The sequence below is a fragment of the Deefgea piscis genome (genome assembly GCF_013284055.1).
Lineage (GTDB): Bacteria > Pseudomonadota > Gammaproteobacteria > Burkholderiales > Chitinibacteraceae > Deefgea > Deefgea piscis.
In genome coordinates this window covers 2,856,903-2,873,319 of sequence record NZ_CP054143.1, presented here as the reverse complement: position 1 = coordinate 2,873,319, position 16,417 = coordinate 2,856,903, and the positions used below count along the sequence as shown (strand labels likewise).

The 16,417-nt window shown below is 47.0% G+C and carries 16 protein-coding genes; 1 reads left to right on the top strand and 15 read right to left on the bottom strand.

All coding sequences use genetic code 11. From position 1 onward, the window contains the following. The first annotated feature begins 118 nt into the window (after positions 1-118). Positions 119-1,888: a GGDEF domain-containing protein gene (locus HQN60_RS13470; protein WP_173534141.1), complete on the top strand. Its 1,770-nt coding sequence runs from the start codon at positions 119-121 to the stop codon at positions 1,886-1,888. A gap of 59 nt (positions 1,889-1,947) precedes the next feature. Here the strand turns inward: HQN60_RS13470 and rfaE1 are convergent, their stop codons facing one another. The 15 genes from rfaE1 to thiL form a co-directional block, all read right to left on the bottom strand. Next, positions 1,948-2,877, bottom strand: coding sequence for a D-glycero-beta-D-manno-heptose-7-phosphate kinase (rfaE1, locus tag HQN60_RS13465; protein WP_173534140.1), 930 nt, complete (start codon positions 2,875-2,877; stop codon positions 1,948-1,950). Between the two features lie 2 nt (positions 2,878-2,879). After that, the gene (pyrF, locus tag HQN60_RS13460; RefSeq protein WP_173534139.1) at positions 2,880-3,572 is read right to left on the bottom strand and encodes an orotidine-5'-phosphate decarboxylase; all 693 of its coding nucleotides are present in this window, start codon (positions 3,570-3,572) and stop codon (positions 2,880-2,882) included. Between the two features lie 47 nt (positions 3,573-3,619). Further along, entirely contained in the window at positions 3,620-4,792 is a 1,173-nt protein-coding gene (lapB, locus tag HQN60_RS13455) for a lipopolysaccharide assembly protein LapB (protein WP_173534138.1), read from the bottom strand. Positions 4,793-4,810: 18 nt separating this feature from the next. Next, a complete protein-coding gene (locus tag HQN60_RS13450; protein WP_173534137.1) occupies positions 4,811-5,116 on the bottom strand; it encodes a LapA family protein in 306 nt (101 codons plus the stop codon). 123 nt (positions 5,117-5,239) lie between these two features. Further along, positions 5,240-5,524, bottom strand: coding sequence for an integration host factor subunit beta (locus tag HQN60_RS13445; protein ID WP_173534136.1), 285 nt, complete (start codon positions 5,522-5,524; stop codon positions 5,240-5,242). A gap of 14 nt (positions 5,525-5,538) precedes the next feature. Continuing rightward, entirely contained in the window at positions 5,539-7,230 is a 1,692-nt protein-coding gene (gene rpsA / locus HQN60_RS13440) for a 30S ribosomal protein S1 (protein WP_254456631.1), read from the bottom strand. Between the two features lie 152 nt (positions 7,231-7,382). Beyond that, positions 7,383-8,054 (bottom strand): (d)CMP kinase, encoded by a 672-nt coding sequence (gene cmk, locus HQN60_RS13435; RefSeq protein ID WP_173534135.1) that lies wholly within the window; start codon positions 8,052-8,054, stop codon positions 7,383-7,385. 68 nt (positions 8,055-8,122) lie between these two features. Then, complete coding sequence (locus HQN60_RS13430) at positions 8,123-9,112, bottom strand: aldo/keto reductase (RefSeq protein WP_173534134.1); 990 nt, start codon at positions 9,110-9,112, stop codon at positions 8,123-8,125. Further along, positions 9,109-9,990 (bottom strand): prephenate dehydrogenase, encoded by an 882-nt coding sequence (locus HQN60_RS13425; RefSeq protein WP_173534133.1) that lies wholly within the window; start codon positions 9,988-9,990, stop codon positions 9,109-9,111. The genes HQN60_RS13430 and HQN60_RS13425 overlap by 4 nt, the downstream gene beginning before the upstream one ends. A 19-nt stretch (positions 9,991-10,009) precedes the next feature. Further along, entirely contained in the window at positions 10,010-11,026 is a 1,017-nt protein-coding gene (locus HQN60_RS13420; protein ID WP_173534132.1) for an N-acetylneuraminate synthase family protein, read from the bottom strand. A 156-nt stretch (positions 11,027-11,182) separates the two neighbouring features. Continuing rightward, positions 11,183-12,331: an MFS transporter gene (locus HQN60_RS13415; protein ID WP_173534131.1), complete on the bottom strand. Its 1,149-nt coding sequence runs from the start codon at positions 12,329-12,331 to the stop codon at positions 11,183-11,185. A 117-nt stretch (positions 12,332-12,448) separates the two neighbouring features. Continuing rightward, positions 12,449-13,021, bottom strand: a complete 573-nt coding sequence (gene pgsA / locus HQN60_RS13410; RefSeq protein WP_173534130.1) for a CDP-diacylglycerol--glycerol-3-phosphate 3-phosphatidyltransferase — start codon at positions 13,019-13,021, stop codon at positions 12,449-12,451. Between the two features lie 12 nt (positions 13,022-13,033). Next, positions 13,034-14,929 (bottom strand): excinuclease ABC subunit UvrC, encoded by a 1,896-nt coding sequence (gene uvrC, locus HQN60_RS13405; RefSeq protein ID WP_173534129.1) that lies wholly within the window; start codon positions 14,927-14,929, stop codon positions 13,034-13,036. Further along, positions 14,926-15,420 (bottom strand): phosphatidylglycerophosphatase A family protein, encoded by a 495-nt coding sequence (locus HQN60_RS13400; RefSeq protein ID WP_173534128.1) that lies wholly within the window; start codon positions 15,418-15,420, stop codon positions 14,926-14,928. The genes uvrC and HQN60_RS13400 overlap by 4 nt, the downstream gene beginning before the upstream one ends. Beyond that, entirely contained in the window at positions 15,417-16,379 is a 963-nt protein-coding gene (gene thiL, locus HQN60_RS13395; RefSeq protein WP_173534127.1) for a thiamine-phosphate kinase, read from the bottom strand. Before thiL ends, HQN60_RS13400 begins: the two co-directional genes overlap by 4 nt. Positions 16,380-16,417: the final 38 nt, after the last annotated feature.

The window sequence follows — 16,417 nt, the reverse complement described above, 5'->3', positions numbered from 1 at the left end:
GGTTTTGGTACTCAAAATGCAAAACGCCGCGATTTTCGTGGCGTTTTGTTATTTAAATTGCGGAGCATGACTTTGGCTCAACTATAATGCGTTTACCTTTCGTGGCTAGAATCGACAAATGACCAAGCTCACCAATCCCACAGAAATCGCCCGTGAAACGCTTAAACAACTGGCAGTTCGGCGTATTTTGCCTTCGCCAGATCATTATGAAGCGATTTATCATGAAATAGCGCAAACACCCGACGATGCCCGCCTACACCCAGGATTTAAAGAATTAGTGGCTGCATTTGAGGCATTACCGATTCAATCTCCGGTGTTAAGTCGGCAGATCAGCCAAATTCGTACCTCAATTAGTACCGAAAAATGGGGTGAGCTGCCAGAACAAATATTTCGCATTATCAATAGCCAAAGTGGCCAAACCGAACTGACCAAAACTTGGTCTGATTTGATTCGAGAATTGATTTTGCAGTGGGATTTACGCAATCCAAGCTATCCGCCGAGTAGAAAAAAAGATGCGCTTGAAAAAGTGTTGCTCAATTTCAAGCAAGACAGCAATGTTCTAAATGAAAAACTCAGTGGTTTAGTGAATTCCTGGGCAGAAACTGGGATTGCTGGCTTGGGTTCGGTGATCGAACCCACTGCCAATGTGGAAAATACGGCAAACAGCAGCACCGATAATGTGGATATCCGTTGGCAAGAGTGGCGCGATGCATTTACGCAGGCCTTAGAGTTTGGGCTATCTGCCCGTTTATTACATAACCCAGATTTACAAACTGAAACCAATGCCATTGCTCAAGAAGCCAAAAGTGTGGATAACTCGGCATCTATGGAGAAGTGGCTGCCTCGTTTAAGAAAGTTTTGGCTCAAGCTGGAGCTAGAGAACGATAACGAGCAGCGTTTGTGCGATGGTTTGATGGGTTTGCTTAGACTACTGACCGATAATATTGCTTCAATCGTCATTGATGATGATTGGGTGCGAGGGCAAATTGCGGTTGTGCAGCACATCATGGCTCAACCACTCGATATGCGAGTGATTTATGATGCCGAGATGGGGCTGAAAGAAGTTTTATTTAAACAAAGTCAGGTGAAGCACAGTTTAGTAGAAGCACAAACCGTACTCAAAACCATGCTAACCTCTTTTATTGATCGATTGGGCGTGATGTCGGAAAGTACGGACAAATATCACGACAAAATCAATCAATATGCTGAAAAAATCGACTCTGCGAATGATTTAACCAGTATCCGGCATGTCATGGAAGATTTACTGCTGGATACTCGAAGCATGCAATTGGATGTGCAGCGCTCAAGAGATGATTTATTTAATGCACGAAAGCAAGCCGATGAAGCCCATAGCCGTGTGATTGAGTTAGAGCAAGAACTCAGCTCGCTCAGCGATAAAGTAAGGTCTGATCAGCTGACCGGCGCTTTAAATCGTCGCGGTTTAGAAGAGGCTTTTGACGTTGAGGCGGCAAGAGCTGTACGCAATTCATCGTCTCTAGCTATCGCACTTTTAGATATCGACAATTTCAAAAAACTCAATGATTTACAAGGCCATGCTGTTGGTGATAAAGCGCTCGTGCATTTGGTACAAGTCGTCAAAGATTTAGTACGCCCAACCGATAGTGTGGCTCGTTATGGTGGTGAAGAATTTATTGTTTTGATGCCTGATACGGATTTAGAGGCCGGCGTGCAAGTGATGCAAAGAGTGCAGCGTGAGCTAACACGACGCTTTTTTACGCATAATAATGAAAAGGTATTGATTACCTTTAGTGCTGGCGTGGCACTGTTTCACGCAGAAGATAGTCGAGATGCCGTTATCGAGCGCGCCGATCAGGCGATGTATGTTGCAAAAAAATCAGGAAAAAATCGGGTAGAAACCATGGATTAAATGGGTATTGCTTGCAAACGCCTCAAAGTCAAAGCGTAGTAAGCAATACCTATCAAAATTTATGCAAATAGTTCTGCGTTTGTCGCGACCGCTGTTCCTAATTTAGCAACAACAATCCCTGCTGCGCGATTTGACCAATCCATTGCTTCCGGTAAGTCCAAGCCGGCAGCCAGCATGAGTCCCATTGTGGCAATCACTGTGTCGCCAGCGCCAGAAACATCAAATACTTCTCGCGCTTGGGTTGGTTTATGCACCACCTGCCCATCGCGAAACAAAGTCATTCCTTCTTCACTACGTGTCACTAGTAAGGCATCAAGATTGAATTTTAATCTCAATTGATCGGCTTTTTCGATCAGTTCAGCTTCACTATTCCACTTTCCGGCGACTTGTTTGAATTCACTACGATTAGGGGTAAGCAAGGTTGCACCACGATATGCCTCGTATTCATCCCCTTTAGGATCGACTAAGACCGGCTTATTCATCGCGCGTGCAGCCAAAATCATTTGTTGCACATGCACTAAACTGCCTTTGCCGTAATCCGATAAAATAACTACATCACAATCAAGTAACGAAGCTTTGAAATCATCAAGCTTGGCTGCCAAAATTTCATGACTTGGGCTGTTTTCAAAATCAATGCGGAGTAATTGCTGTTGTCTGGCCAATACGCGCAATTTAACCGTGGTCGAGATTTCGGCGTCACGATGCAATACAGTTTCAACCCCTTGCGCAATAAGTAAGCGCTCAAGACTGGTACCCGCTTCATCATCCCCCACCACGGATAGTAATTTTGCTTTCCCACCCAAGGCGACTACATTACGTGCAACATTCGCTGCCCCGCCCGCTCGCTCATCGGTCTTGGTGATCCGAGCAACAGGTACTGGTGCTTCTGGTGAAATTCGTTCGACATCACCAAACCAGTAACGGTCTAGCATCACATCGCCCACCACGAGCACCTTGGCATTTTTAATTCGATCGTTCAATGTGTGCATACTTAGGCCAACTCTGCGTTAATTTGCTGCAAAGTCAAAATAGGATCAATGCTTTGGGTGATTGGACGGCCAATCACTAAATAATCTGAGCCAGCTTGCATTGCTGATTTTGGTGTCATGATCCGAGTTTGGTCATTGCTATCACTACCCATTGGGCGAATGCCAGGTGTAACCAGTTTAAAGTCCGCACCACAAACTTGCTTGAGTTGACTGGCTTCTTGTGCAGAACAAACCACGCCATCTAAACCGCATGATTGCGCTAATTTGGCAAGACGTTCAACTTGTATTGCCGGCGCAGGTAAGCCCATTTCTGCGAGTTCTTCTGCACCCATGCTGGTTAAAACAGTTACCGCGATTAACAACGGACGATGCGGTAACGCTTCAAGTGCGTCTTTTGTCGTTTCTAGCATTTTACGACCGCCAGATGCATGCACATTGACCATCCATACACCTAAACTGGCCGCAACTTTACACGCCTGAGCAACCGTGTGTGGAATGTCGTGAAATTTCAAATCTAAAAATACATCAAACCCACGAGCAACCAATTGTTCAACTAAAGCAGGGCCTGATGCGGTAAACAATTCTTTACCAACTTTTAATCGGCATAAGCTTGGATTGACGCGATCAGCAAAAGCTAAGGCTGCAGCAGCACTTGAAAAATCGAGAGCGACAATAACACGTGGATCAAAATTCATAATTCTTCCTATCAAGCTTTATATCTAATAATTACCAATGCAATAAATTACACCACTGAACGGCTTTTTCCGCGAACTGGAGCGTACGTTTCCCACTGATTGCAGCCAGGGCAATGCCAGAAAAATTGACGGGTTTTAAAGCCGCATTCACTACAGTAATACATGCTGTAACTGCGGGTATTGTCGTGCAGTAGTTTACCAATGACCTCTAGCTCAGACTTTTGATCCGCAGGTGCGACCAACAAATGAGCATCTAATAATTTTTTCAGGCCCGGCATGCTTGGATGTTCACGTAAACGTTCGCGAACAAAATCATAAGCAGCATCAATGCCTGCTGTCGCTAATAATTGTTCATAAATCAGATCAACGACATCTAATTCGGGATACTGCTGAACATAACGAATTAATAGCGCAATGCCATCGGCAAGTTGATTTTTGCTGTGGAAGGCCGCAATAAGATGCCTTGCGGCGAGTGCTAAGTAATGGATGTCTTGGGCTGGCATTTTTAGCCAATGTTCAATTGCGTCATCTGGCCGTGCTTCTGAAAGCGCAATTTCACCCAGCATCAGACGAGCGCGAGCACTATGGCGGTGCTCTTTTAATGCCAGATTGAGTTCGTTAATTGCTTTTTCGTTTTGATTACGAATCAGGCTTTCTGATGCTAGTTCACAGTAAAACTGAGCAATCTCATGCTGGAAACTGTTGCTTTCATCACGAAGTAGTTCGGCGGTTGCAATGGCTTTTTGCCACTCATGTTCTTGCTGATAAATTGCCAATAATTCTACACGCGCTAACCGAGCAGAGTCAGTATTTGATAGATCGTGCAAAATTTTCTCAGCGCGATCAAATAAACCCGACTTAATAAAATCAATGGCCAAATCAAGTTGTGATTGCTGTCTTTGTGACTCGCTTAAGTCGCGACGAGATAGGATTTTTTGATGCATGCGAATTGCACGTTCAAGCTCCCCTCTGCGACGAAACAAATGTCCGAGTGTGACTTGGAGTTCAATTGTTTCGGAATGATTCTTTGCGATTTCTATATAGATATCAATTGCTTTATTCATTTCACCGGCTAATAAATGATTAACCGCTTTGAAGTAAGCTATTGGCAAAGAATGGCTTTCGGCAATAACGTGCTTAATGTCAACACGAGCGGCTAGCCAACCAGCACCAAAGAAAATAGGTAGGATGGCTAACCACCAAAATTGGATTTCAATCATGTATAAACGCTTTAAAAATTAAAGGGCATCACGCGGCGGTTCGAATGCGACGGTAGGAGGAGCGGTAACAATACTATTAATCGGTTGACGCTTTTCTTTACGTAAAGCAACGAGTTCTCGACGCAAGCGAATAACCTGACCTAGGCTTGCCAAAAGGCCAATCACTGCACCAGAAACAAAAAATACCAATAAAATCAAAGCCAGTGGCGCATGCCAAGTATAATTAAAGAAGAAATTCAATGTTACTGGATTTGCATTGTGCATTGCAAAGCCAAATAGCATAACAAAGGCTATAAATTTAACTGCCCAAAATAAATATCGCATTATATTAAAACCTCCTGTTTTTGATATTGTAGCTTAATTACACATTATTTTTTTGGTTTAAGTACCCAACAAAAAGGCGACACTCGAAAGTGTCGCCTTTTTTATGCCACAATGAATTAAGAATTACGCATCAATATCAACACGTTCTCGTAATTCTTTGCCCGCTTTGAAGTGCGGAACAAACTTCTCCGGAACGGACACTTTCGTGCCCGACTTTGGATTTCGTCCAGTCCTTGGCGGGCGGTAGTTCAGGTCAAAGCTGCCAAATCCACGAATTTCGATACGTTGGCCTTGCGAAAGGCTGCGTGCCATCGCATCAAGTATCGTTTTTACGGCTAACTCTGCGTCTTTTGCTACCAACTGCGGATAACGAGCAGCAAGTTTCGCAATGAGTTCTGATTTGGTCATTCTAGCTAATACCCTTACTCAGCAGAGCCTGACAATTTAGCTTTTAACAATGCGCCGAGGTTAGTCGTGCCTGCATTGTCATCGCTAGAAGACAATTTGCTCATTGCTTCGCTTTGTTCAGCTTGATCTTTCGCTTTGATTGACAAGTTGATCGAACGGTTTTTGCGGTCAACATTGATGATGACAGCTTCAACTTCGTCGCCTTCTTTCAGAACAGTGCGGATATCTTCAACACGGTCACGCGAAACTTCAGTCGAACGCAAGTAGCCTTCTACATCATCCGACAAGGCAATTGTTGCGCCTTTAGCGTCGAGTGATTTAACAGTACCCTTAACGATCGCGCCTTTGTCAGACGTAGAAACGTAGTTGTTAAATGGATCACCTTCCATTTGTTTGATGCCGAGGCTAATGCGCTCTTTTTCAACATCAATAGAAAGAACCATTGCTTCAACTTCGTCGCCTTTCTTGAAGTTGCGAACGGCTTCTTCACCAGCAACGTGCCAAGACAAGTCAGACAAGTGAACCAGACCGTCGATACCGCCAGCCAAGCCAACAAACACACCGAAGTCAGTGATCGATTTGATCGCGCCTTTCAGTTTGTCGCCTTTCTTGAAGTTTTCTGCGAAATCATCCCATGGATTAGCCATGCATTGTTTCATGCCGAGGCTGATACGACGTTTGTCTTCGTCGATATCCAAGATCATCACTTCAACTTCATCACCTAAAGAAACAACTTTAGATGGGTGAACGTTCTTGTTAGTCCAATCCATTTCAGAAACGTGAACCAGGCCTTCAATGCCTTGTTCGATTTCAACGAATGAACCGTAGTCAGTCAAGTTAGTTACTTTACCGAACATGCGAGTGCCCGATGGGTAACGACGTGATAGACCCACCCATGGATCTTCGCCCAATTGTTTCAAGCCAAGAGATACACGGTTTTTGTCTTGATCGAACTTGAGAACCTTAGCTTCAAGTTCATCACCCACTGCCAATACTTCAGATGGGTGTTTAACACGACGCCATGCCAAGTCAGTAATGTGGAGCAAGCCATCAATACCGCCAAGATCAACGAACGCGCCGTAGTCAGTGATATTTTTAACGATACCCTTAACAATCGAACCTTCTTTCAAGGTTTCTAGCAATTTCTGACGTTCTTCACCTAGTGAGTCTTCGAGGACTGCACGACGTGAAACAACGACGTTGTTGCGTTTACGATCAAGTTTAATAACTTTAAACTCAACCATTTTACCTTCGTACGGCGTGGTATCTTTAACCGGACGAATGTCAACCAATGAACCTGGCAAGAAAGCGCGCAAGCCGTTGACCATAACAGTCAAACCGCCTTTTACTTTGCCAGAAATAACGCCAGACATGATCTCGCCGCGTTCGAGGCAGTCTTCCAACTCGATCCAAGACGCGAGGCGCTTGGCCTTTTCGCGAGAAAGCTTAGTTTCGCCGTAACCATTTTCAAGGCTGTCGATCGCAACAGGAACAAAATCACCGATCTTAACGTCGATTTCGCCGTTGTCGTTTTTGAACTCTTCCAACGGGATCAGCGATTCAGACTTCAAACCTGCATTCACAGTTACGAAGTTGTTGTCGATACCGACCACTTCAGCAGTAATCACTTCACCCGAGCGCATTTCTTGACGGGTTAAGCTTTCCTCAAATAGGGCGGCAAAGCTTTCCATAGTATCAATAGTCATATTTAGTGGAAAATTCCATTAGCTAGTGTGGAATACACCAGCAGGTTAGTTAATCAATCCCGACCCACGAATATGGGGCGAGCATTCAAAATCAGCACATGCCAAAAACGAATCTGGCGATTATACGGAAATCTTCTTGCTCTATCAAGTGCTTAGAGCGTTTTAGTCGATTTATCACGCCACCAAAGCAAGACTTGATTCACCGCCGCTTCAATCGATAAATTGGACGTTTCTAGTAAGTAAGCATCCGCAGCTTGAACTAGCGGCGCAACACTTCGTAAACGATCCCGCTCATCTCTTGCTTGCAAATCAGCAGTAATCACCGCTAAATCGGCCGGCTCGTTGCGAGCAAGTAATTGCTTAAATCGGCGCTGCGCACGAACTTCAGGTGTTGCGGATAAAAAGATTTTTAATTGCGCATGAGGAAAAACGACCGAGGCCATATCTCGTCCATCGGCGACCAGCCCCTCTTTCTCAGAAAACGCACGCTGTCTTTGCAATAAGGCCACGCGGACTGCAGGCAAGGCAGCAACTTGGGAAGCACCAGAGCCAATCAATTCCGAACGAATCTCGACTGAAACGTCGTCGCCCGACAACAAAATAGACTCACCAACAAAGACCACATCCAGTTTCGCCGCCAACTCAGCCACCGCCGCCTCATCAGTCCACAACACTCCTGCGCGTTGCGCGGCCAATGCCGTTAGGCGATACAACGCCCCCGAATCAAGATAAGCAAAACCAAGTTGATTGGCGACCTTTTGCGCGACCGTACCCTTGCCTGATGCGGATGGGCCATCAATTGCAATCACTGGAAAATGATTCATATTGTTCCTTAAATTAAAAAACCAGCGATGAACACGCTGGTTTTTTAATTATACGGACTCGCTACACCTTACGTCGACGCTAAAATGCGCTCTATTTCCTGCAATTCAGCCGCTGAAAAAGCTAAATTAGCAATCGCTCCGACGTTTTCTTCTAACTGCGAAACACGACTCGCGCCAATAATGACGGAAGTGACCGTGAGCAATGCCCATGCCAAAGCCATTTGCGCCAAGGTTTGCCCACGTTGCAAGGCCAAGTCATTCAACTGGCGCAATTGCATCAGACGCGGCGTCACCGCATCGCCATTTAGAAAATGATTATCGAGTGCAGCAGCCCTAGAATCAGCAGGAATGTCATTCAAATATCGGCTGGTTAACAAGCCTTGCGCTAAAGGACAGAATGCAATGCTGCCTATTCCTGAGTCACTGAGCACTTGTGTTAATCCTTGTTCAATTTCACGCTCGAACATTGAGTATTTAGGCTGATGAATTAGGCAAGGTGTACCCAGCGCTTGTAAAATACTGGCGGCTTCTAAAGTTTGCGCTGGCGAATAAGATGAAATACCGACATAAAGTGCCTTACCTTGACGCACGATCGCATCTAACGCGCCCATAGTTTCTGCCATAGGCGTTTCGGGGTCTGGTCGATGCGAATAAAAAATGTCGACATACTCTAAGCCCATACGCTGCAAGCTCTGATCCAAACTCGCCATTAAATATTTGCGACTACCCCATTCACCATAAGGGCCAGGCCACATCTCCCAGCCCGCCTTAGTACTTACAATCATTTCGTCACGATAAGCGCGTAAATCTTGCTTTAAAACTCGGCCAAAGGTTTCTTCGGCGGCACCGGGACGTGGGCCATAATTGTTGGCCAAATCAAAATGCGTAATCCCCAAATCAAAAGCGCGTAACAACATCGCCCGACTATTATCAAAGGGCTTGTTATCGCCAAAGTTATGCCACAATCCCAAAGAAATTGCGGGCAACTTTAGGCCACTATGACCGCAGCGGCGATAAGGCATTGAGGCGTAACGATTCTCTGCTGCTTGATAAGTCATTTTTTACCCTTTAACGGCTTGCCCCACTCAATTCGAGCCAAGCTTGCACGTTGAATGTAATTCGTTAAAGCGATACCGTCGCTCGATTCAACCAACTCGATTAAAGACTGCAATTGCTGCATATTGGCGCGTAAATCATTCAAAATGGCACTTTGATTGGCCAGCGCAATATCACGCCACATATCCGGATGCGAACCGGCAATGCGAGTAAAGTCGCGAAAGCCACTGGCAGCAAAATCCAAGCATTCAGCCGCATTGTAGCGATCCAGCACCGAATTCATATACGCAAAAGACAGCAAATGCGGTACATGGCTGACTGAAGAAAAAATTTCATCATGCGCTAAAGCACTCATTTGATACACCTGAGCGCCACAGGCCAGCCACCAATTTCGGACTTGTTCAATCACCACCGCATCCGATTCAGGCAAGGGCGTTAATACCACGCGGCGCCCTTCATACAAACCAAATTGCGCGGCTGCGGCACCCGATAAATCCGAACCCGCAATTGGATGACCTGGTACACAGTATGCCAACTGCTGCGGTAAATAAGCTTGATATAAAGCAGCGACATCTTGCTTGGTTGAGCCACCATCGGTCACGATACAATCGCGAGACAAATGAGGGGCGATTTTTTGCATTAAAGCGCCCATTTGTCCAACTGGTGTGCCAATAAACACCAAATCGGCACCGACAACCGCATGCGCTGCATCGTCGCTGATGGCATCAACCACATTTAAATCGAGCGCACGCTGAAGATTGTCTAGATTTCGGCCAACGCCAACCACGTGTTCAACCAAACGGGCGCGTTTTAATGCCAAGGCAAACGAGCCAGAAATCAAACCCGTCCCCAGTAAAACCAATTTTTTTACTGCCTGCATAATATAAAAACGCCAAAGTTTAAATCGTACGATTGAGCGCGGGAGCCATCGCGCGCAAGGTCGACAGCAAAGTCGTTAATTGGCACAAATCAAGCGACTGATCTGCATTGCGCCAAGCGGCATTCGGATTAGGGTGTACATCCAGCCAGATGCCATCGGCACCTGCGGCGACTGCCGCCTGCGCCAAAGATGGCACCAGCCAAGACTTACCTGCCGCACTGCTGGCGTCCACCACCACCGGTAAATGCGTCTCTTGCTTTAACCATGCAATACTTGCGACGTCGAATACATTGCGCCCTTCACTACCCAAGGCGCGCGCGCCATGCTCACAAAAAACAATATGATGATTGCCACCGGCCGCAATATATTCTGCTGCCATCAGCCATTCTGCCAGTGTTGCGGCATGACCGCGCCGCAATAAAATCGGCTTATTAATCCGACCTAATTCTTTGAGTAAAATCCGATTTTGCATTTGCCCTGCGCCCACTTGAATCAAATCCACATCGTGCGCCATCAAATCATCGAGCATTTGCAAATCAACTAATTCAGCAGCAAAGGGCAATTTAAACTGGCTGGCCACTGACTGCAGCAAAGACAAATTATCGTGCTCATTGCCTTGCAATTGATAAGGACCATCTAGCGTTTGGGCGATATCGCCCCATAAAAACGGACACCCCAAATCCACAATGCCTTGTGCCAAAGCAGCCATTTGCGCGGCATTTTCGATTGAACTGCTACCGGCAAAGACTTGAATCTGCTGGCCACCCAAAGGAATGCCACGGATTTTAACCACCGAGCCCGCTGGATGGGTATCGCGTGCGACGATACGGTACTGCTTGGTCACGCGAGACACCCGATCAACGCCAGGGAGCATTTCAAAACGCGCCGGATTGAGCGCGTCTTCGTCACCAATGGCACCAATAATCACGAGTTCCGCACCCCGCGAAACATGTTCAGTCAAACCGGCGCTGCGTATATAGGCAATGACTGCTGCAACCTCAGCTTCACTGGCATTGAACTTCATCACAATAATCATGCAAGCCTCACACTGATGTATTTAAAGCGAGGCTATGCTCAGTAAGCACTCACTGGCAATACCTCTATGCATTGAATATTAAACACTCAATGCTAGGATTGAATTTAACGCCTTGGTGCTTGGCAAAATCAAGCCTAAGCAACCATAAAGCGCAAATTAAGTATTATTTTTATTGATGCCGACCCAAGCCACACCAAACCCCAATAACGCCATGCAAGCGGATAGCATAAACACCATCGCCCCGCCTTGCGGCCACAGCACGCCAGCCAAAATACCACCTAAGCTACCACCAAGACCAAATGACACGGCAATATTTAATGCCTGCCCTTTGGCTTGATGCGCGCCAGAAAAATGACGATGAATATAACTCATCGTCACGGCATGATGGCTACCAAAAGTGAAGCCATGCGCCAATTGCGCCACAATTAAAAGCACAATAAAGTCAGCTGCCAAGCCAATGAGCATAAAGCGCAATACTGCCAGCAACAAACCCCATAAAAATATCTTTTTAAGGCTAAAGCGCTGCGTAATCGACGGCATCAACCAGAAAACCGCAATCTCAGCAATCACCCCCAAAGTCCATAACCAAGCAACAACTCGCTTGCTATAACCGTGCTCCACCATATAAATGGAATAAAAACTGTAATAAGCCCCGTGGGCCAGCGCCATTAAAAAACACGCCAACAATAAGGCTTTAACTTCGGTTTTGGCTAAAACATCAAAAAATTTCACGCTGGCTAGCTGATTTTTAACCAGAGCAGGCGCTTCGGGCACGTAAAAAGAATAAATAGCCAGCCCGGCCATCACGGAAACTACAGCCATTGGCAACACGCCAACACCGAAAGCTTCGATCAAATAGCCGGCCAGCAAAGCGGCAACGACAAAACCAATTGAGCCCCAGACGCGTAGTCGCGCATACGCCCCGCTATTGCCGGCGAGCAAAGTCATGCTCGTCGCCTCAACCAAGGGGAGTGCCGAGCTCCAGAAAAAACTCGCGATCCACACAGAAATCAATAAAGGCCAAAACGAATGCGTCAACAGTAGCGGCAAGAAAAAAACCAAACCCATCACGCCCGCCAGACGTAATATTTTTTGCCGTTGCCCACTGCGATCAGCTAACCAGCCCCATAGGGCTGGCGCATAAATTCGATTGATTTGCGTCAGAGACGTCAGAATACCGATTTGCCATGCAGGAAACGACAGTTCGGCAAGATACAAGCCCCAATAGGGAGAGAACAGGCCGTTAAAAGCAAAATAACAAAAATAAAACCCGGCGATCAGCAGTAATGCTTTTGACTTTTGCATGTCTTAGATGGGGTATATAAATAGAGAGGAGTAATACAGATCGCTAGCGATCAATACTCTTAGATATTAGTTATACGGCGTTAAACGTTGACGATACGAGATAACGCCGTAGTTGACTTATCCATGCTCGCGAAATTGCTCCGCAGCGACGCGTAGATAATAAAACATCGACCAAATGGTGAGGATAGCGGCAATATATAAGGCCAAAGTGCCCAATAGCTGCGTCGATACGCCCGGAATCAGCGGCTCAGACCAAAGTAACAACACAATCGCGATCATTTGCGCTGTGGTTTTAAGTTTGCCAATCAAATTCACCGCAACACTTTTCGCCTTACCCAATTGCGCCATCCATTCGCGTAAGGCCGAAATGGTAATTTCGCGACCAATAATAATCACCGCCAGCCAACTTTCGGTTCGATCTAGTTGCACCAACAAGATTAACGCAGCAGCCACCATCAATTTATCGGCCACCGGATCCAAAAATGCGCCAAATTGTGAGGTTTGATTCCAGCGCCGCGCTAAAAATCCATCAAACCAATCGGTCACTGCCGCCAGCATAAACAGGCTAGCGCCGACCATATTTTGCCAAGCCAAAGGATATTCAGCGTACGGCAAAGAAAAAACCCCGACAAAAACGGGAATGAGCGCAACGCGCAACCAAGTCAGAAAAATAGGTAAATTAAATGGCATTAGGACACTTTATTAGCCGCGCAAAGCAGCGTGAATTTTCTCAGCAAGCGCTTGGTTAATGCCATCAACTTGCACTAACTCATCCACACTTGCAGCTTTTACTCCTTGCAAACCACCAAAGCGGGCCAGCAATTTTTGCCGACGTTTGGGGCCAACGCCTTCAACGTCTTCAAGCGTTGAAGCGAGTCTGGCCTTGCCGCGCCGAGCGCGATGCCCGGTAATGGCAAAGCGATGTGCTTCATCCCGAATCTGCTGAATCAGATGTAAGCCAGGATGGTCGCGGCGTAATTGTACCGTGTTTCCTGACTTGGGCACGATCAATTGCTCTAAACCGGCTTTGCGTGTTTCGCCTTTGGCCACGCCAACCAGCCATGGCGTAGTCAAGCCGATTTCATTCATCACCTCAATCGCAATGCCCAACTGCCCTTTTCCGCCATCAATCAAAATCACATCCGGCATCACGCCTTCACCTGCAGCGACCTTCTCGTAACGGCGTAACAAGACTTGGCGCATTGCGGCATAATCGTCACCAGGCGTAATTAAAGTAAAGCCATCTTTGGCCGAACCCGAGTTATCGGTGCCAATGTTGTAGCGTCGATACTCCTTCGGTTGCATCGCTTGTCGATCATAAACCACACACGATGCCACAGTCGCCTCACCTAAGGTATGCGAAATATCAAAGCACTCTAAACGTTGCGTCTCCTCAGGCAAACCTAGCGCTTCAACCAAGGCCGCCAAGCGGCTCGCCTGATCGGCTTGCTGGCCTTTTTTCTGTAGTATAGCCAGCTCAGCATTGCGTTTAGCCATCTCCAGCCAAATACGTCGCTCACCATTGGGGTTGACATTAAGCAGCACTTTTCTTGCAGCCTGCGCGCTTAATAGCTCAGCCAACACCTCGCACTCATCGGGCTCTGGCGAACATAAAATCATCGTGGGGGTAATTCGGTCTAGATAATGCTGGGCTAAAAATGCATGAATCGCTGCGGCAGGTGTGTAGTCATCGGCATGGCTAGGAAATAAATTTTTGTCCCCAACATGGCGCCCGCCTCGAACCATCGCCAGATTGACACACAACATGCCCTCGCTTTCAACACAGGCCACAATATCAACGTCCATTTCACTGGTATTGGACGAAACAAACTGCCGCTCTTGTACTTGTGACAATGCTTGGATTTGATCGCGCACTGCGGCGGCGGCTTCAAATTGCCATTCTGTTGCCAGTACGTGCATTTTTTCTTCAAGGGTATTGAGAACTTCGTTTTCTTTGCCAGATAAAAACAACACGGCGTTATGCACGTCTTGTCGATATGCTTCAGGCGTAATCAAACCGACGCAAGGGGCTGAACAGCGTTTGATTTGGTGCAATAAACAAGGACGAGAGCGATTGGCAAAAACGGAGTCTTCACAGGTGCGCAGCAAAAAGACTTTTTGCAGTAACTGAATGCTTTCTTTGACCACATAGCCATTGGGAAACGGGCCAAAATAAGTGTTTTTTTTATCTAAACTGCCGCGGTAATACGCTAGCCGTGGGCTGGCGTGACCGCTGAGCATCACATAGGGATAAGACTTATCATCGCGAAATAAAATATTGTAACGAGGACTTAAGGCTTTAATTAAATTGTTTTCTAGCACGAGGGCTTCGGCTTCAGAACGCACCACCGTCGTTTCAACCGTTGCCACTTGCGCCAACATTAAGCGAATTCGTGGGCTTTGATCGTTTTTTTGAAAATAAGACGACACCCGCTTTTTTAGACTTTTGGCCTTGCCGACATATAACACCGTCCCATCCGCGGCAATATAACGATAAACGCCGGGCAAATCGGGCAAAAGACGTACGGTATCGAGCAAGGCCGCTCTTTGCAGTTGCGCCTCGTTCAATTCGGGTAATTCAGCAGGCGAATCGATCATAAATAAGCACGAAGCAAATACAGCGGAATCATGGCAAAAACAGCCGCCAAGATGTCGTCGATCATGACGCCAAATCCGCCTTTAACATACTGATCCAGCCAGCGAATTGGCCAAGGTTTCAGAATATCAAACACACGAAACAAGACAAAAGCCAACACCCAAGCCAATGCCGTCGGCGGCGCAATGCAAAGAACCAGCCACATGGCGACGATTTCATCGATCACGATGCCGCCATAATCACTCACCCCCAAATTGCGACCTGTCAGCTCTGCAGCCCAAGTACCAATAATGAAAGCGGGAATACACAGCAGCGCGATGGTCAGTGGCGTAAAAAAATACTGTAAGAGCGCAAATAAAGGCAGTGCCGCCAAAGTGCCCCATGTGCCCGGTGCAACTTTAGCTAAACCACTACCAAAGCCCAGCGCAATAAAATGTGCTGGATGCGCCAAAAGAAAGCGCAGATTGACTGCAATCTGAGGTTGTTTTTTCATTTAAAGTGGTCAAAACCAGTAAACGGGGTCGCAATGACGCCCCCTGATGCATCTAATACTTGCACTAACGGCGATTGCGGCTGATGGTCGATTATTTCCCCGACCCGATACAAAGGCGTCGCCAAACTTTGTCCAAGGGCTAAAATTTGCTGGCGATGCAAAGACGATGCCGTAAAGCAAAGCTCATAATCATCGCCACCCGCAAGTACGGCCTCTAAAGACAGCGCTGGGGAGAGTTCTTTTAGCTCTTCTGCATAAGGCATTAAATCAATATGAAGTCGTGCGGCACATTTTGATTGCTCACAAATATGCGCCAAATCACCCAGAATGCCATCCGACAAATCCAGTGCCGCGCTGGCAATACCGCGCAAAGCCATGCCTAAAGCCAGCCGTGGTGTTGGCTGATCTAAGCGTAAATCACAGCGCTGGGTGATATCGGGAGGCAAGGCGACGCGACCGGTACGGTGCATGACCGCGGCAGCGGCGGCGCCCAAAGGGCCCGACACCCAAACGTCGTCGCCGATTTGAGCGCCGCTACGTAGTAAAGCTTGCCCGCTTGGAATCTCGCCGGCAATTTGAATTGAAATGGTTAATGGTCCTTTGGTCGTGTCGCCGCCGACCAAAGACACCGCATGCTGATCGGCTAAGGCAAATAATCCACGACTAAATGCTGCCAACCAAGCTTCGTCCATGGCGGGCAAGGCCAGCGACAGCGTAAACCACGTCGGTTTAGCCCCCATTGCCGCCATGTCAGATAAATTAACGGCCAAGCATTTGTGCCCTAACCGTTCAGGATCGGCATCGGCAAAAAAATGCCGACCCGCGACCAGCATGTCCACCGAAATGGCCAATTGATGCTGAGCGGAGATCGACATTAATGCGGCATCATCACCAATACCTAAGTCGGCATTGACCGCTGGGCGGGTAAAATATTTAGCGATTAAATCGAATTCATTCACAAAATTTAACCCTGCCCAATCAACTGGGCAGTTAAGGG